Raw genomic sequence first — 18,066 nt, 5'->3', positions numbered from 1 at the left:
CGATAAGCTATGCATAAAATGTTTACTCAGCGGGTATCGGTAGCAAGATATGGACAGAGCGTTTTAGGAGGATACTGCAATGGTGGTGCATTAAAATCGTGGCAACAATTAAAATAAACTAATTATCGTACGTTTAGCTACACCATCGGAAAAATTAGCGACTTCTTCACGAGACGAGTTTATGAGACAGAAAGTAGTAGGTTTAAAGTTTTTAAAAGTGTCTCACAAAACCACCCTCTTTAAAACGGACTGAATAAGTGGATTCAAAAAGCTGTGACGGCTGGTAATAATCCGTTGTGATCACATGGGCCATGCTGGAGAGGGCCGCTTCAAATTTCGAATAGTCACCGGTCCGGGCTTCCCGGGTCCCGGCATCGGCACGTGTCCTTATCATATACCCTTTCTTAACCAACCGTTTTATCCGCTCCTGCTCCTTCTTCGGATCATTGATGATCATAAAGGCAGCTTCTGAAGTACCCGCAGGGGAATTGGTGAACATTACCCGGCCACTTAATCCCGGATAATTTTTAATGTACAGAGCTCTTTTTTCTTTAGCATCATCCAGTATAAAAAGGAATCTTCCCTTGCATTCCCTCAAAAGCGGCCAGCCGTCCTGTAGTATTTTGTCTTCAAGTGTCGTTTTTTCGCCTCTCACCCAATCAGGTGTGATCAGCTTATCAGTCCCCATATATTGATTCAGTACCAGGTCAATACTGTCTAACGCACTTTCCGCAAACTTCAAAGGAGGTGTCAAACCCTCAATGGCTTTATCTTTGGCTTCTAATGTGATAAATACGGGAAAATGATCGGGGTTTTGGTCTGACCAGTATTTCAGCTCTTTTAAAACCTCCTCGAAAAGGAGCTTATGACTTCTGAAATCGATGTCCTGTACGTGAAAGACCTTGAACCCTGGTTTTGACAGATCATTCTTTTCATCATAGGGTAAGGGTTGTTGTCCCGAAGCAGCCAACATTTCCAGCCCTTTCGGATTTGCGAACCGACCACCGACCGGATCATGGAACAGGTCTATTTCCAGGTTTCTCAAGCCAAGATCAAGTTGTTCGCTGAGCGGCAGATGACCGTATTGTAAGCTTGCCATCCGGGCCGAATCTTGCAGTGACAGAAGGTCCCGGAGTGCTTTTTCGATGGGCAGCTTGTAACTATTGTGACTTCCGATCACCCGTACATCATTCAGTCTCAACTCAGCCTTAGGCTGACAGCAGCACAATGCTGCCAGTAGTAAAATGTAATATCTGCTTTTCACTCTTTATTTTTACCGGTGATAACATTCTCTAAAATCACAGGGCTGTCAAGTTTCTTATCATCTACCGTGCTGTGTGCTATGTTATAATCTTCAACGTTCCAAAATATCAATTGATCATGCGTTGTCCGTGGATATACTTTTAACCCATCGAGTTCCAGATCATGCACATCGTCAAACACAAGTGCCGGCCTGAAGTCATCTTCCTTCAATTTGAGTTGTACATTCTTAAAGGTAAGCCCTTTTACATGCCTGACATAAAACCCCCAGGCAGGCAACTCCCCAAACATGTGAAACTCGGGATAGTCTGATGCATTTTCCGGCACACCGGCCAGACGATAAAGTGGTACCTGGGCATAGCCACTCGAAGCCCTTCCCGGATGGGTGATCGTTATGTTTTCCAAATGTACATTTTCCACATAGTGCCCTTCAATACCGGTGATAGAGTTAGGAAAGGGATTATGGAAAAAAGGTAATCGGGGACCCCGACAATCATAATACAGGTCAGGTTGCTCAAAAGGGATCTCAACCCGCACATTTCGAATACTAATGTTCTTTAATACTCCCACCTGCCCTTGTGTGTTGCGATGACCCAGGCGGATGAAAATACCATTGCCGGTGTTGGTGGCGACAATGTCACTAATATCTATGTTCTCTAAAACACCGCCGTCCACGGATTCCAATGCTATGGCGGACCTGAACGTGTCATATACAGTAATGTCATGGATCTTCACATTTTTAAAACCTCCGTCTGAAGCTGTTCCGAATTTAATGGCGCTGGCGCTGGACCGTACCGTACAATTGGCAATGTAAATACTATCATTGGAATGCTCAGCGCTATGTGACTTGAGGCATATCCCGTCATCGGCCGAGTTAATAAAAGAATTGGTTATCCGCACATTCTTACAATCGCTGATATCGATCCCATCATTATTCCAATACACCGTACTATTTACACTAATGTTATCAATTTCCAGGTTATGGCACTGATCATAAGTCTGTACCCAATTGGAAGCATTCCTTAATTCAATCCCGCTGACCTCTATGTTTTTGCAGTTCTTAAAATTGATCAACTGAGGTCTGCCATCTTCATTAGGGCGCATCCTTCTGAAGTTATAACCAATATTAATTTCCCCGATATGGAACAGGCTATCCACATTTAAAGCCAGTTTTCGACCCTGACCGTCTATGATACCTTTACCGGTAATTTTGATGTTATTGACCTGGTCTGCCAGCACCAACGCCTTCCACGAATTAAGTTTTGTGTACTGATAAATGTCTGTAGTACCCAGCAAAATTGCGTTTTCTTCCAGGTAAAGGTGCACACCTGATTTCAGGATAATACTTCCCGAAAGGAAAGTACCTGCCGGTATAATCACCTTCCCACCCCCGGCGTTACTCACCTTATCTATTGCCTTTTGAATGAACGAAGTGTTGAGGGTTTCGCCATCGGGTTTAGCTCCAAACGTAAGAATATTAATGTCTTTTGACAGCAGGTTAACGCTAACCAACAGGTAACAAAGGACCAGGGTGTACTTCATAGTGTGTAATGATCTCATTCTTTACTGTTTAATTGTTCGCTCATTTTAAATTTCAATATACCCCCCTCCATCAGTTGAGTATGTGTAAGGAAAAAATCCGTAAGGGTCTTGCCGTTATACGTCAACTCTTCAATAAAAACACCTTCTCCTTCTCTCAGAAGCTCAAGCGACTTATCGTTGGGTAAATGCAGCAACACCTGGTCGAACATGGGGCTTCCAAACTCATACCGCGGGTCTTCTTCTGTTCCCCCGTTCATCTGGAAAAGTCCCAGTTTTAGTAAAACAGCCAAAGACCCCATCAGCCCCTGGTCTTCATCGCCGTTGTAGCCGGTATGTGGTGATAACCCGCCAAAAGCCTTCTTTGCTACTTCACCCGACCAGTATTGCGTCAGGTCAGGACGGCCCAAATGGTTAAAAATGAAAGCCGTTTGTATGGAAGGCTGGTTTCCATAGTTAATAGGCACCCGGGCCCTGTTCGGGTCTTCTCCCCTTTCATGCGAAGTGCCGGCTGTAAAACCCATCAAGGCTGCTTTTTCGAATTGGGCATTGAGTTTTTTTACGGCTGCTGCCTCTCCTCCCATCAATGCAGCCAGGCCATGCACATCGTGTGGCACAAACCAGGTAGACTGCGCTCCATTGGATTCATTGAAGCCGTGTTCATATTCATACGGGTCAAAAGCCGGCCGCCATTGGCCATTTATATCTTTGGGCCTCATCCAGCCGGTCTCTTGATCAAACTGGTTTTTGTAATTTTCTGATCTTCCCAAAAAATAGTCATAGTCTGCTTTTTTACCCAACGCTTTGGCCATTTGTGCCAATGCCCAGTCCTGGTAGGCATATTCAAGAGTAAGGCTAGCCCCGTCCTGGTGATAGCCAAAATCACCATCGGGATTCGGATAAGGTACATAACCGTGTTCAATATAGTCTTCAAGGCCCCCTCCTGATGCAGACCCATGTTCGTATCCGGAATGCCCCATGATACCCCCTGGCATATGGTTTTTTTTCATTCCTTCGTAGGCAACTTCAGCGTCAAATCCCCGAAGGCCTTTCTGGTAAGCACTCACAATGAACGGCGTGGATGAAGCACCCGTCATTACGTAGGTATAGTTCCCGCCGGAAGGACCCCGGGGTATAAGTCCTCCGTCCTGATAGTATACCAGGAGTGAGTTGACAAATTCCTCGTATCTCTTTGGGTATAAAAGCCCCCAGAGCGTATTCAAAGTCCATTGGGCGCCCCAGAAGGCATCCGAATTATAGTGGCTGAACTTTGGTTTGCCAAGGCTGTCCTGCGGCAGTTGCCCAACCCTAAACATTTCGCCCGTGTTGTCAGGATAGGCGCCATTCACATCACTGATGGTCCTACGCCCCTGGAGAGAATGCCAGAGATCGGTGTAAAACCTTCTCACAGCCAAACTATCATCATCTTTTACCACTATTCTACTCAATAACACATCCCACTCAACTTGTGAATTTTCCACTACCTGGTCAAAATCCCATCCGGGCAGTTCTTCACGCATGTTAAGCCTGGCATTTTCATTTGAAGTGTATGAAATAGCCACCTTCATCATTACGTCCTCCGTTCCGGTCGGAAATGTCACCAGCTTGTTTCCTTTATTTTCTCCTGTAAGCCCGGCAATGGCTTTATCAAACGCCACTTCAAAATAGGCTACTACGTCTTTTGGACGTCTCTTTGTCGGACCATTGGTCAACTGGCCGGAAAGGGTTTTTGGCCCGACCTGGACTAACCGGCCGTCTTTGATCATGGATGGACCTAATATTCCTTCCAATTGAAAAACGATGCCAACGGACTCATTCCGGGGAAAATGATAACGGTGCAAACCTACTCTCCTGGTGCTGGTTAATTCGGTGGTAACCTGATAGCGGTCCAGCACCACCTTATGATACCCCACACGGACATGTTCCTTATCATGGCTGAACGCTGAATAGTAATCGGTTAACAAAGGATCAGGTGCTTCATTGAACGTAACAGGCATCACAGAAACACCTGAGATCTGCCACCCATGGATGTGACTAAATCCTTTTATCGTATCCGTGTCATATTTGTACCCACTTCCCCAGGCACCTCCAACCTGTGTATCCGGATGGAGTGTAACCATACCAAAGGGTCTGCACGCCGAAGCAAAAAAGAACCACCTGGAGTTAGCAGCATCCAGTAATGGATAGACCTGGTCTACCGGACGGACCGAAGCGGGCATTACCGTGACTTTATTATCTGATGTACATGATGCAAAACACCAGGTAAAGAACAGAAGTACGAGTATCTTTTTATGCAGCATGTTTTAAATGGATTTCAGCAGTTTTGGTTTTTGTGTCGACAGCCTAAGAATCATCTCACCAAATAATGTATTTGTCCGGGCGAACCAACTTCGGGGAAACCCGGAGGCATCGTCTTTGTGAAAGGTTTCATGCATAAAACCAGACCCATCATGCATTTTTATCAATGTCTTGAGACAGATCATTATCTCCTCATCGTCTTCACTGGTCATTGCCCTGAGGATAATCCCCATAGGCCGTATAGTATAGAGACCGGTATGAGGGCCTCCCCATCCTTCGGCCACCTTCCCTTTAAAACTATAACGGTGATCATTACTTAGCAAATAGCGTCGGGTGTTGAAGTAGACGTTGCTGTCATAGTTTTCTTTGGACAATAAATATTTCAGGGAGATCAACGATAGTACATTAGGGTCATCCGGAAACAACTTATTCCCGTAACTATCCACTTTATAGGCATATATTTTTCCATAGTTTAAATGCTCGGCAACAGCATGGTGATCTAAAGCTTCTCTTACCTCCTTCCCCATACACATACACTCATCAGCAAATTTTCGGTTGCCCATAACCTCAATGTACATCTCACTTAACTGGCCCAATGCCTCCACTGCAAATAAGTTAGAAGGTATGCAAAAAGGATACATACACCCATCACCGGAAGGCCTGAAGGCTGAGGCGATCAATCCAATGGGATTGGAGGGACTTCCTTTACCTCTATATCTTAGTGATAAGGTTCGTTTACCCTGGCTCCTTTCAAAAAAAGAGGAAGTGGTATCGCCTTTCCTCTGCTTCTTTTGAAAAGTTCGTAGCACCAGGCGCATGGCCTGGTCCCAACTTTCATCAAACGCAGATCTATCTCCGGTAAGTTCATAATAACGATAAGAAAGCCGGATAAAATAACAAAGGGAATCAATCTCCCATTTGCTTTCACTGACTCCCGTGGCAATCTTTAGCTTGTCACCCTTCCGTTCAGATACCTTATGCTTACCTTTATAAGAAGTGTTAGCACAAAAATCCAGTAAAACGCACTTAGCCTGACGATTGATCAGCCCTCTGAACAACTCTTTCAACCTTTCGTCCCGGTCAATCAGTTCAAAATATGGCCATACCTGCGCGGTAGAATCCCTTAGCCACATGACATCAATATCACCTGTTATAATGAAGGTATCGGGTTTTCCGTCAATGTATTCAAAATCTACTGTCGTATCCAGGGTGTTTGGATAGCAGTTTTCAAACATCCAGGCCAGCTCTTCGTTTTTAATGCGTTTTTTAACCTGTTCTATTTTATGCTCGACCGCCGGACTGGTAAAATTTCTCTCCTCCATTTCCGGACGTTGAGATAAGAACTTATCGTCAAATGAAAATGGCTTAGGATGTATAAAAACATTCACTCCTGTCAAACCTTTCAACTTTATAAAATCTCCGTTCGAATGTTGTGCTTCCATCATAACCTTTGCTGAATGCTTGATCATTTCAAATTATACTTCAGGAGTCCTCCCTCTGATATGACAGAATGATGTATCCGAAAATCCGTCTTTTTAGTTCCGTTGAGGGTTACAGATTCAACAGTATATTTCCCGCTATCTGGTTTATCGCTAATTATCTCAAATGTTTTCCCATTGTTAAGTGTTATATGTATTTCATCCAAAATGGGTACTGTAAGTTCATAAAAAGGCTTTCCTATTTCCAACGGATATAGCCCCATGGCGCTTAGTACGTACCATGCTGACATCGTGCCGTCATCATCATCCATTTCAGGAAAGTATCCCCTTGGATCGTTTTTGTAGATCTTTCCTTGATACGGACTTTCCCATTTGCGGTGCGTACCATAATGCTGTTCCATGGGTCCGGTAAGTATTTTAGTCACCCATCTTTGCGTAAGCCCGGGAGCTCCAAATGCATTGAAAAGGTATGGTGCATGAATATCCGGTTGGTTCCCATGATTGTAAAGGTGGTGGTCAAAAAAGTAAGACAACTGTTCGATGGCCTGCGGCCTGCCTCCAAGCTGCTCGATCAGTCCTTCGATATCAAAATGCACATGCCAGCGGTATTGCCATATCGTACCTTCATATAGGCCATAGCCGTGCATAATGTCAGAGCTATCATTTATAGGTTGAAAATGATTAGCCCACACTTGCCGGTATTGAGCAGATTCATTCTGATACTTTTCAGCATCTTTTGAGTTACCAACTATCTCAGCAATTTGGGACATGGCCCACTTATCATAGGAAGACTCCAGCCAATTGTCCGGCGAACGATAAGGCAAACTATCCATTTCACTGACGAGGTAAGGATAAATCCTTTCCCAATTAATGTTGAGCCCTTTTCTATATGCATCTAACAAGAAAAGTATGGTATGCTCAGTGCGAACAGTAGGTACCGGTTCATGAAAGCCTGCCCAGTCAAATTTCCCATTTACATAAAGGTCCTCGACCGATTTTACAAAATCCTGTGCCAGCTCAGGATACAATAGCGTGATCAGTGGGAATTTGGTCCTGAAGGTGTCCCACATGGACCATGAATCGTAATGTGTGTAACCATCCGCTCTATGTATTTTTCCGTCCGTGCCTTTATAGGTATTGTCAGTAGTAGTGGTATTGACCGGCGTGAGTAAAGTACGATACAAGTGGGTATAAAATAAGGTCATTTGATCTTCTTCTTCCTTTACTTTTATCCTGCTCAGTAAACTACTCCATCGCTCTTTGGCTTCTTCTCTGGCCTTGTCAAAATCATAATCTGCGTAGCTCACCTCAAAATCCTTTTTTGCCTGCGCTATACTAACGGGGGACAATACTACGCTAAACTCTACCTGTTGATTTCTTTGGGTGTTTAGCAACCAGTAGAGCTTATCATCTTCATACCAGGTATTTCCAAAGTTCTCGCTGGCATATAGCACGAAATAAGTGGTATAAGCCCCCTGGTTACATACATTCTGTGCTGTGATGAAACCGGTGAGCTCGTTTCCGTTTATTGATATCACCTTGTGATCCAACACTTCCAGCTTTTCGAAGGTAGCCGCCGGATCTATGACAAAGTAAGCGCTGTCCGTTTCAGGGAATGTGTAACGGTGAAAGCCCACCTGGTTAGTGACCGTCATCTCGGCCTGAATACCTGACTGGAAGGTAACGTTATAATAACCTGGGGTACCTTCTTCCGTCGCTTTCCGATACCATTCACTATTGGCATTCGGAATACCTATTCCCGGTTTAATGCGGATATTACCTCCTGCGCCTCTACAGCCTACCCCTCCTATACGGTTGTGCGAGAAGCCACGGATCTTTTCCGCTTCATAGTTATATCCGCTATGGTTAAGAGGGTCGGTGTCAGGTCCCAGTTTTACCATACCGAAAGGGACGGTGGCCGCCGGGTCAAGCTGACCATTATCGCCAGCCGTCCCTATGAATACATCTACATAACTGACCGGATCAAAGGAAGGTGTCTCCGATGGGGTACATTGTAATAAGGCAATCAAAGCCAGAAAGGGGATACTCCTCATGGATTATTAGCTGCACTAGGTGAAAGATAAGACCAGGCTCTTCTGTTTTGGAAAAGCCCGGCCCTAACTATTAAACCCTTATTTTCTATTGATAACAACTATTCTGTATCAATGATCGGTTCGTAGCATCAATATCATTTTGTGGAATGGGTCTCACCACATGACAGGTTTCTATACTGTTGTTAAGCGCTGCATGCGGATTATGGGCCAGCACCCTTTCCATCAATTTTCCTGTTCTCTTAAGTTCCATCCACCGGCTTACTTCACCTGCTAATTCTCTCGCACTTTCATCCAGTATCAGGTCTAAGTCCACATCATTGGCCTGGATCACACTGGCGCCGGCCCGGGTCCTGATAGCATTCAGATGATCTGCTGCCGTTCCGGCGTTTCCGGCATTTAAATAAGCCTCTGCCGCAATAAGTCGTGTCTCCCCGGCCCGCATCAGGATAGCGTCCCGAATACCTCCGGGAGCTATTCCCGGATTTGCGTAAGGTACAGTGGGATCATCAAATTTCAGGAACATTGGGGCAGCTACACCATTACCAAAGTTGATCTCAAAGTAAGTATCAGGATTGATCACTGCGTATACTTTGGAGTCAATTTCAGCCTGTGACCAGGGTACTTTCGGAAAATAAATGGCAGTATCACCTACCGCTATAACAACAGGCCCGTCGTCGGTTTCAGCAAAATCTTCAACAGCATACACCACTCTTCTCAGAGTAGCCGCTTCCCGTTCGTCATCGTCTTCAAAAAGACTAATGAAAAACGGGGTGACCATCTGCCCGTTACCACGTCCATAAGTATTTGAACGATTCAATCCCGGATATACATCATAGCTAAACTTAAAAAATGTATGTCTGACACCTCCCGGACCACGAGACAACGCATCCGGCCCGTACAGGACACTAAATATCACCTCCGAATTTCTCTGGTTATCTATACTTACCAACTCCGCATAACTATCTTCCAGCGGGTGGTTGGCGATCACCTCTTCAGCCAGTCGTGCCGCTTCCTCAAAGTCATTGGAATTAGCATAGCTCTTGTACCCACGGGTTAACAATACTTTGGCCAACAGGTGCTTAGCCGCATCTTTTGTTGCTCTTCCAAAGACCGTCACCGTTTCAGGTAAGCCAGCTATGGCCTGTTGAAGGTCTGCCACCATTTGATCATAGACCTGCTCCTCAGGTGATTTGACAAAGTTAAGTGCATTCAGGTCAACCTCTTCCACTACCAGTGGTACATCTCCGTAATTTTCGACAAGATGAAAATAGGCATAGGCCCTTATGAATAAAGCCTCAGCCAGCCCCAGGTCCCTGGCTGCATCAGAGAGCCCCTGTACCTGGCCAGAAACCAGTTCTACATTATTTGCGGCAAGTATCACTTCGTAATAAGCCTTCCAATAGTCCGTAACAGTTCCGTTACTTGGGTTGATATTAACATAATCATTTAATTCGCTGACGCCGGTGATAAGGTCTTCACGCGTAGCTATGTCTGTCCCCTGATGATCCAGACCAAAATTGACCAGCGCCTCACGTAACTGGTTATAGGCTTCAGCAACAAACTGGTCATAAGTATCAGGATCTGACAGACCGTTTGCATCGGTTATGGAAGTCCGGTTAGTCTCTTCCAGAAAGTCATCGCAACCTATGAGACCGCTCAATGCTATATTGATCACAAAAATGTATATCAATGCAGTTGATTTTATTTTTGTTTGTTTCATGTTAGTCATTTTTTTGAATTTTAAAACCTTACGTTCACTCCGGCTATGAAAGACCGGGTCAGGTGAGCCGCACCCCAGGAATTTCTTCCTGCATTTTCAGGGTCCCAACCTTCATAATCGGTAAAAACAAACGGGTTTTGCACCGTAGCATACATCCTTAAACTACCCAACTTCAAAGACTCGGTGATAGCCCTGGGAAATGCATAGCCCACGGTAATGTAGCCCACTTTGACGAATGATACGTCCTGATAAAACAAAGCCCTTTTATGGGGTCCTGAATTTCCCGGTTGGTGCCAGTCATTGGTAGGATTATCCGGCGTCCAATAATTGGTGTCCCACCCGTTAAAACGCGCCGGGCGGTCATCTGCATCCCATCCATGGGAACGATGGAACCAACTGTAGTTCATCACCCCTTGTCTTGTATAGGCGAATACAGTAAAGTCAAAATTCTTGTAGTTCAATGTATTGGTAAGTCCGCCTGTCCAGTCCGGAGCCTGGGAACCCAGCACGACCCTGTCCAGGTCGTTGATCTCACCATCGTCATTCTGGTCCCTGACCTTCACCTGCCCGGGTTGCTGGCCAAATCTTTGCGCTTCATCGAGTTCATCTATCTGCCAGACACCAATCGCTTCAAACCAGTACATGGAACCCAATTCTTCACCGACCCGGTTGATCATTTCAGCTTCACGTACGCTGAAAAGCTCTTCCGATGCATTGCTGTTCAGGGAAAGGAGTTCATTCTTGTTTTTGGCGAAGTTCATACTAACCGTCCATTTAAAGTCGCCTGTATTAACAGGGACACCCTTCAGGTAGAGTTCTACCCCACTGTTACGCACTTCGCCGATATTCTGCCAGATCCCGCCAAACCCGGACACATCAGGCAGATCTCTGAATTGGATCAGGTCAGAGGTTTTTCTGTTATAAACATCCAGGGTACCGACAATACGGTTAGAAAACAGACCAAAGTCAAGGCCAATGTTCACCTCCCGGGTCCTTTCCCAAGACAGTTCATCATTAGGAATATTAGCAAAAAAGGCAGTGGGTACCGCCTGATCTCCCAGGTTGGTAAAATCTTGTGCTATGTTAGATTGTGATTGAAGAGGCACAAGCCCGTTGGAAGCGCCTGTATTCCCCACTTCACCATAACTCAGTCGCAGCTTGGCATCAGATACAACATCTACCGTACTTAAGAACGGTTCATCTTTAATACGCCAGGCAAAAGCCGCGGATGGGAAAAATGCCCATTTATTTCCATCGGCCAATAGGGACGCCCCATCATAACGACCTGTCAATGTCAACAAATATTTTGATTTGAATGTGTAGTTGACTCTGGCGCTAAAAGACGCAATGGAAGAATTGACGAGGTTACCGCCCAATGTTCTAATGTCAGACCCTGCATCCTGGTTATAAAAAAGAAATTCATCTGTAGTAAAGCTCCTTACCTGGGTTTCAAACGATTCTACATCTTGCTTCCATAAAGAAGAGATCAAGCCTACTTTGAAGTCATGATCGACACCAAAACTTGTTGAATAGTCTATGATATTGTCCCAGGTATATCCAAAAATATTTGCATGATTCACCTGTGCTCTTCTTACATCAGGTCGATTACTGACAGACTTTGAAAATAATCCCCGATATTCTCCATAACGCTGTGATTCCAGGTTAGGTGAAAAAGAAGTGGTGAATTTAAATCCTTTGGCGGGCTGGAAAGACAGACTCAGATTACCAACATACCTCAGTGTTTTGGTCTCTCGTGTAATATTGTCTTCCTCAAAAAGTGGATTGGTAATAAACGTCTCACTTTCTATAGGAAAAAACAGGGGATCACCATTGGAGTCAAACGGACTTCCCGTAGGCCTCAGACGATACGCACTTCTGAAACCCTCACGACTTCCTTCGTTTAATATATCATAGGTTACATAGCCGTTATAAGATAATGTAAACCTATCTGAAAGCTCGGACCTTAGATTAGTCCTAAGGTTAAAACGTTCATAAGACTCTCCCGGAAACGTACCTTTGTCCTGCGTATATGCAGCGCCAAAGCCGTAACTTGTTTTCCCCTGCCCGCCTGTAAGGTTAACGGAATGGTTGGTTTGAAACCCTGATTCCAGCATGAGGTCCACCCAGTCCGTGTAGCTGCCATTGGAAATATTAGAGATCTCATTAGGTCGTAGAAAGTTTTCCAGTACCACGTCTTCAGGACGAGTGCTAAAATTTCCTCCGCTATAGTCTATCCCTACCACAGCATCACGCATAAACTGTACGAACCGCGGTCCATCGAACATATCAGGAAGGTTGTACGCACGTTTTACTCCAAAATAGTTATCGTATTGAATGCTAAGCTTTCCAGACTCCGATTTCTTGGTGGTAATGATCACCACCCCGGCAGACCCCCTGGCTCCGTAGATCGCAGTGGCAGATGCGTCTTTTAGTACATCCATCTGGGCAATATCAGCCGGATTTACCCACGAAATATCATCTACAAATATCCCATCCACTACGAATAATGGGTCTTGCCCCGGACTAAAGCCACCGCTTTGACCGGATTCTGTTTTGTTCACCGTATTGGCCCCTCGTATACGGATGTTAAAGGCCCCACCAGGTTTATTACTGGAAGCCTGGATGTCCACACCGGCTACCTGCCCCTGGATAGCCTGGAAAGAGTTAACTTTGTTGGCTTCTTTAATCACTTCCTGGTCCACAGTGACCACAGAACCGGTAAGATCAGATTTTTTTACCGTACCGTAGCCAATTACAACCACCTCATCAAGTGACTGTACGTCCAGTTTCAATCCTATATCGATCTTTGACTGGCTGGAGACAGTTACCTCCTGACTTTCATAGCCAATAGAACTGAACACTAAAACAGCTCCTCTGGAAACATTAACGCTATATTGCCCGTTTACGTCAGTGGCTGTTCCATTTGTGGTGCCTTTTTCCAGCACTGAAACACCTGGTAATCCCTCATTTGTCTCACCATCGACCACAGTACCTGACACGGTGACATTATCTTGTCCAAGTCCCTGGGCATTACTGTCAATACCAGTCACAAGAAAAAGGATCGTCAATAAGAATGCTGGCAGATACCTAAGTTTCTTAATCTGTAAAGTTTTTTTCATAGTTCGAATTTGTTTTTCAGATTGTCAGTTACATAAATTTGAAAAATGTTAATATGTACTACATATAAACTTAATTGATTTAATGTTGATTTCCTAATTTTTGAGAACCACACCCCGCACTTTTAGACAGATTTGCTCTATATCTTTAAAAAAATAATATTCTGATAATATTTAAGCGCCATTTCCATATTCTTAAATCTCAACTGTAAGAAGCAACCAACACCTATTTTAAGGATCTATTGCCTGGGAGTAATTTTAGAATATCAAACGATAAGGCTACGACTAAACCCTGTCAAGCTGTAACTATACCATGCATGCACCTTCCTATAATTGTTGATTATCAACAAGATACAATTAAACTAACAAAGTATTGAGGAACTGTATTTCGAAGAAAACGTCACCCGGATTGCCAAAAACCCATTCTTATCACAGTTATAACAACATTGACAAGGACGGACCTGATTTCAGTTTAAATGAATAACGAACAATAATAGAATCGCACGGGTCTCTTTCTTTTTTCAGTAGTTACAGATATTCTTGCAACAACTTAAACCACTTGAAGCATGCTGTCAACTGAACATTTTAAATTTCAACAAGACTTGCAAATCCGTTGGATAGACCTGGACCCTTTAAATCATGTCAACAATTCCGTTTACTTACAGTACTTTGAATTAGGCAGGGGCCGATATATGACAGAGGCCAGTCCTACCTGGAACTGGTACAAAAACATGTTCTTAATTGCCAATGTAACGTGTGATTACAAAAGGGAATTGAAATTGACTGACTTACACCCAAAAGTATGGATACGCGCCGGTCATTTCGGTACGAAAAGCTTTGAGTTAGAATATCTCATCACATCGGAAAAAGACAATAACACTTTTATCCATGCCTCAGGTAAGACTACCCAGGTCATGTTTGATATGACCTCCCGCAAAACTACCCCCTTGCCGGAATGGCTGGTAGCAGAACTACAAAGCTTCGATTCATAAAAGCAAAAAACAGTATTTGTCAGGAGTTTAACATAACACCTTGGCAATAAGCGCGTAATCATTTGAAGTAGTGACAGCAATCTAACATTTGATAAAAGGTGTTCAATCTGTCCGTCAATAGATGATTAATTCGTTTTGATATGAAAAAGATAGTTCTTCTAATTATTGTCTTTGCTGGTGTAGGGCTTGCTTTACTTAGCTTTACCAGCGGTAAAGATGTCCGGGCCGAAAAGACCGGTTTTGCCGTGATAGAGTTATTCACCTCCCAGGGTTGTTCTTCATGTCCTGCCGCAGACAAGCTGTTAAGTGAAATAGTAAAAGAAAAAAATGATACTAAGGTATTCGGGCTTTCATTTCATGTCAGCTATTGGAATTACCTGGGATGGAAAGATCCCTACAGCAGCAAAGAATATACTCAACGCCAACGTGACTATGGTGCTTTCTTCAGAAACAGTAGTATTTATACTCCACAAATGGTGGTAAATGGTAAAAGGGAGTTTGTAGGATCCAGTCAGGCAAATGCTAAAAAGGCCATAGAAGAGGCTTTATCTCAACCTGCAGTACATCATTTGAACCTGGATGTTAAAAGAACTCATGAAGAACTCATCATCCATTATGATATGGAAGGACCACTTAATGATGTAGTGTTAAACATTGCTTTAGTGGAACGTAACATTGCTACAGAAGTGAAAAGGGGTGAAAATAGAAATCGCACGTTACGACATGATAATGTCGTGCGTTCGTTTAAAAGTATCCCAGCCAGGAAAAAAGGACAGCTTATGCTACCCTTCGCAAACAATCCAAAGCTGGAAAACGGCAGTGTAATTGCTTATGTTCAGAACAAAGGCACCTTTGAAATCAGTGGAGCTACCGGGATTGAGCTTACAGTTTTAAAGTGAATGATACTGACTTACGTCAGCCATAGCATTGAACCTTGTTTCTTCAAAAAATAGAAAAATCACCTCATATATAGAGTAGAAGCCATACATGAGGCGAATGTCATATTCTGCTGCTTAGTTAGAACGGATATAAGAGAATCCTCCACCTTGTGCATTCCGTGTCCACGAAAGAAATTTTATGTCAATGTAAATATCTTCATCAATAATATGAAGAACTGCCTCACGGCCAATTATACTAGGGGGGCTGCAATCGGCAAAGTTCTCCCCCAGAAAAGTCCCAAACTCCAAGGAGGCTATATTTTTGGTTGTGCCAAATGCCCATTCTGTATTTACAGGGTGCTCATCGCTACAGTCAGTACTGGTTACATCACTGTCAGCAATATTAAAAATGCTACGCCTATCCTGCCTGGTGATCCAGGTGTTTTCTGTAATTCTATCCTGATTTTCCTCCAGCGTCCAATCCGCATTATCTTCTTTTACAAAGGTCAGGCTTACAGGAGCCCCATCACAATTATTATCTATCCCATTATAACGCACTTCAGAGGCATTCGGATTGATAGAAGCATCCGAATCATTGCAGTCCCGATCATTCAGTGAATATCTCTGTGGAGTATTGGCCTCCGAATTGACAACATTGGGAACATTCACTGTCACAGCCTGTGTTCCTGCAGCTCCAAAGCCATCATTATCATTATCAAAAAAAAGGTTGTAACTGTAGAACCCATCTCCATTCTCATCTATTTCATTATCAGCAACTTCAGTTGCATCAGGGTTTACCAAAGCATTATTATCGTCCGAGTCAGCATTATTTGACACAAAACCCTCCGGTTGATCACAGGAAAATTGAGTATTATCGATATTTCCAAACCCATCTCCATCAGCATCTTCATACCAGGTCATCTCTATACAATCATCATCACTACATGAAAAAAATGCCAAAATGGTCATTGTAAAAGCTAAAAATAAAACACTTCTGTTCATCATAATTTATTGCAGTTTTTTAAATGCATACAGTTTCGATAGTAATTTAATTATGAATACTGCACGCCATATTCACCGCAACCTAAGTGAGTTTAGTGTTTTATTTAAGTCATAATTTTGGGGTTTATTATGCATTCATACTTATTTATTGAATGCAGCTAGTTATTTAGTATACAAAAAAAGCTGTTATTCAGATTATTAGCTCAACAAACCTTATCTGAAAGGAGTTTCTACAAAGTTTATTTATCAAATTCTTCATGTCTACTGGTAAAGGCAATCATCGGGTTAATGACACATCGGATATTACTGAGGACTATTCCGATAATCTGATTTGGCACCTTATATATATACCAACTCAAAACCGATTTAGATCAATCTCCAAAGATCTTCACTTTACCAGAGCTTAATTTCAAGATCATAAAAGAAACGGTAGCCAGAATTCCATAAATGAGTACATCATTCCACTCTTTAAAGATCAGACTCCCGGTAAGGAAAAGAAATGAATAAGCCATCACTATAGCACTTAACCAACAGACCCCTAAAACCAATAATCTTCTACCATTGCTGGTTTTCCGGAATGGACGCCAGTTACCATCAGGCTGGATCTTATCAAAGAATAGTCTTAGTTTTTCTTTGTCCGTAGCAGGGCTGATATATGTGGCAATCAACCACGCGGCTGTTGTAAAACCCACAGTAAAAAAGAAACCCTTCGGATTTTCTCCGATGCCAAGCCCCCAGGAAGGGTCGTAATGAGCAAATACGTACTTGGCCAATGCATATCCGACAAATGGCGCTATGTTAGCTACTATCTCACTCCAGGCATTGATACGCCACCAGTACCATCTTAAAATTAAAACTACTCCCAGGCCTGCACCACATTCAACTATAAAACTCCATACTCCTGAGATGGTGGTCATAAATGAAGTTGCAAAAAGAGCAATCAACATTAATGCAAAAGTACCCACCCTGGATGCGGTTACGAATTGTTTAGCCCCTGCTTGCGGGTTAATAAATCTTTTATAAAAATCATTGATCAGATAGCTTGTCCCCCAATTAAGCTGGGTGGATATGGTACTCATATAAGCGGCAAAAAAGGCTACTAATAATAACCCTTTCAAACCGGTAGGTAAGAACTCTTTCATGGCGAGCACATAGCCTAGTTTACTATCGCTGGCAGATAGATCAGGATATAAAACAACAGCACAAAGCGCTACAATGATCCAGGGCCAGGGTCGTATACAGTAATGGCCGATCTGAAAGAATAGTGTAGAGTAAATGGCATCTTTCTCCGTTTTTGTACTCATCATACGCTGAGCTATATATCCGCCGCCGCCAGGTTCATTGCCAGGATACCAACTCGCCCACTATTGAAAGCCAATGAATGCAAGAAAACTGCCTGCCCCCAACGCTAATACTGATCCTGAAGTTTCAGCGCCTACTTTAGGGAAAAAACGCAATGTCCCTTCCGGCAAATTCGCTTTTAAACTATCCATACTGCCGATACGATCACTGTTCAGTACAATAACTGCCAAGATTATACTCCCGATCATGGCAATAACAAACTGAACAACATCGGTGAACGCTACACCCAGCAGGCCTGATAATCCTGAGTACGCCACTACCAAAAGCATAGCTCCGCCTACATACCAGAGCTGTTCATGTGCAGGTATATTAAAGAAAACCTCCAGAATGGACATCAAGGCCAGGTTCACCCAACCTATCACCAGAACGTTCAGGAATACTCCAAAATACAACGAGCGAAAACCCC

General features: G+C 43.6%; 12 protein-coding genes. 2 read left to right on the top strand and 10 right to left on the bottom strand.

Features of this window, described 5'->3' with window-relative positions; genetic code table 11:
- Nucleotides 1–211 precede the first annotated feature (211 nt).
- From FNH22_RS03375 to FNH22_RS03345, 7 genes are all read right to left on the bottom strand, one after another.
- Nucleotides 212–1,264, bottom strand: coding sequence for a phosphatidylinositol-specific phospholipase C1-like protein (locus FNH22_RS03375; protein WP_255517974.1), 1,053 nt, complete (start codon nucleotides 1,262–1,264; stop codon nucleotides 212–214).
- Nucleotides 1,261–2,820: a glycoside hydrolase family 28 protein gene (locus tag FNH22_RS03370; RefSeq protein WP_221420208.1), complete on the bottom strand. Its 1,560-nt coding sequence runs from the start codon at nucleotides 2,818–2,820 to the stop codon at nucleotides 1,261–1,263. Before FNH22_RS03370 ends, FNH22_RS03375 begins: the two co-directional genes overlap by 4 nt.
- Entirely contained in the window at nucleotides 2,817–5,099 is a 2,283-nt protein-coding gene (locus FNH22_RS03365; protein WP_143396907.1) for a GH92 family glycosyl hydrolase, read from the bottom strand. The genes FNH22_RS03370 and FNH22_RS03365 overlap by 4 nt, the downstream gene beginning before the upstream one ends.
- A 3-nt stretch (nucleotides 5,100–5,102) precedes the next feature.
- Complete coding sequence (locus FNH22_RS03360; protein ID WP_255517973.1) at nucleotides 5,103–6,566, bottom strand: glycoside hydrolase family 125 protein; 1,464 nt, start codon at nucleotides 6,564–6,566, stop codon at nucleotides 5,103–5,105.
- Nucleotides 6,563–8,590 carry a glycoside hydrolase domain-containing protein gene (locus FNH22_RS03355; protein ID WP_143396906.1) on the bottom strand — a complete coding sequence of 676 codons (2,028 nt, stop codon included), beginning with the start codon at nucleotides 8,588–8,590 and terminating at the stop codon, nucleotides 6,563–6,565. Before FNH22_RS03355 ends, FNH22_RS03360 begins: the two co-directional genes overlap by 4 nt.
- Nucleotides 8,591–8,675: 85 nt before the next feature.
- Nucleotides 8,676–10,310: a RagB/SusD family nutrient uptake outer membrane protein gene (locus tag FNH22_RS03350; RefSeq protein ID WP_143396905.1), complete on the bottom strand. Its 1,635-nt coding sequence runs from the start codon at nucleotides 10,308–10,310 to the stop codon at nucleotides 8,676–8,678.
- A 20-nt stretch (nucleotides 10,311–10,330) separates the two neighbouring features.
- Nucleotides 10,331–13,429 (bottom strand): TonB-dependent receptor, encoded by a 3,099-nt coding sequence (locus FNH22_RS03345; protein WP_143396904.1) that lies wholly within the window; start codon nucleotides 13,427–13,429, stop codon nucleotides 10,331–10,333.
- 563 nt (nucleotides 13,430–13,992) lie between these two features.
- Here FNH22_RS03345 and FNH22_RS03340 point away from each other — a divergent pair.
- Nucleotides 13,993–14,418, top strand: coding sequence for a thioesterase family protein (locus FNH22_RS03340; RefSeq protein ID WP_143396903.1), 426 nt, complete (start codon nucleotides 13,993–13,995; stop codon nucleotides 14,416–14,418).
- 140 nt (nucleotides 14,419–14,558) lie between these two features.
- The gene (locus FNH22_RS03335) at nucleotides 14,559–15,317 is read left to right on the top strand and encodes a thioredoxin family protein (RefSeq protein WP_143396902.1); all 759 of its coding nucleotides are present in this window, start codon (nucleotides 14,559–14,561) and stop codon (nucleotides 15,315–15,317) included.
- A 114-nt stretch (nucleotides 15,318–15,431) separates the two neighbouring features.
- Here FNH22_RS03335 and FNH22_RS31930 read toward each other — a convergent pair whose 3' ends face one another.
- The 3 genes from FNH22_RS31930 to FNH22_RS32575 form a co-directional block, all read right to left on the bottom strand.
- Nucleotides 15,432–16,301, bottom strand: a complete 870-nt coding sequence (locus FNH22_RS31930; RefSeq protein WP_185154064.1) for a putative metal-binding motif-containing protein — start codon at nucleotides 16,299–16,301, stop codon at nucleotides 15,432–15,434.
- 368 nt (nucleotides 16,302–16,669) lie between these two features.
- Nucleotides 16,670–17,605 carry a hypothetical protein gene (locus FNH22_RS32580; RefSeq protein WP_255517972.1) on the bottom strand — a complete coding sequence of 312 codons (936 nt, stop codon included), beginning with the start codon at nucleotides 17,603–17,605 and terminating at the stop codon, nucleotides 16,670–16,672.
- 57 nt (nucleotides 17,606–17,662) lie between these two features.
- Nucleotides 17,663–18,052, bottom strand: a complete 390-nt coding sequence (locus tag FNH22_RS32575) for a hypothetical protein (protein WP_255517971.1) — start codon at nucleotides 18,050–18,052, stop codon at nucleotides 17,663–17,665.
- Nucleotides 18,053–18,066 lie beyond the last annotated feature (14 nt).

Source organism: Fulvivirga sp. M361, from assembly GCF_007097395.1.
Classification (GTDB): domain Bacteria; phylum Bacteroidota; class Bacteroidia; order Cytophagales; family Cyclobacteriaceae; genus Fulvivirga.
This window is presented reverse-complemented; position numbering and strand designations above follow the sequence as displayed.

Coding starts and splice junctions, on each gene's coding strand:
- FNH22_RS03365 (WP_143396907.1), bottom strand. CDS start 5,099: ATGCTGCATAAAAAGATACTCGTACTTCTGTTCTTTACCTGGTGTTTT.
- FNH22_RS03360 (WP_255517973.1), bottom strand. CDS start 6,566: ATGATCAAGCATTCAGCAAAGGTTATGATGGAAGCACAACATTCGAAC.
- FNH22_RS03370 (WP_221420208.1), bottom strand. CDS start 2,820: ATGAGATCATTACACACTATGAAGTACACCCTGGTCCTTTGTTACCTG.
- FNH22_RS32580 (WP_255517972.1), bottom strand. CDS start 17,605: ATGATGAGTACAAAAACGGAGAAAGATGCCATTTACTCTACACTATTC.
- FNH22_RS03355 (WP_143396906.1), bottom strand. CDS start 8,590: ATGAGGAGTATCCCCTTTCTGGCTTTGATTGCCTTATTACAATGTACC.
- FNH22_RS03335 (WP_143396902.1), top strand. CDS start 14,559: ATGAAAAAGATAGTTCTTCTAATTATTGTCTTTGCTGGTGTAGGGCTT.
- FNH22_RS03340 (WP_143396903.1), top strand. CDS start 13,993: ATGCTGTCAACTGAACATTTTAAATTTCAACAAGACTTGCAAATCCGT.
- FNH22_RS03345 (WP_143396904.1), bottom strand. CDS start 13,429: ATGAAAAAAACTTTACAGATTAAGAAACTTAGGTATCTGCCAGCATTC.
- FNH22_RS31930 (WP_185154064.1), bottom strand. CDS start 16,301: ATGATGAACAGAAGTGTTTTATTTTTAGCTTTTACAATGACCATTTTG.
- FNH22_RS03350 (WP_143396905.1), bottom strand. CDS start 10,310: ATGAAACAAACAAAAATAAAATCAACTGCATTGATATACATTTTTGTG.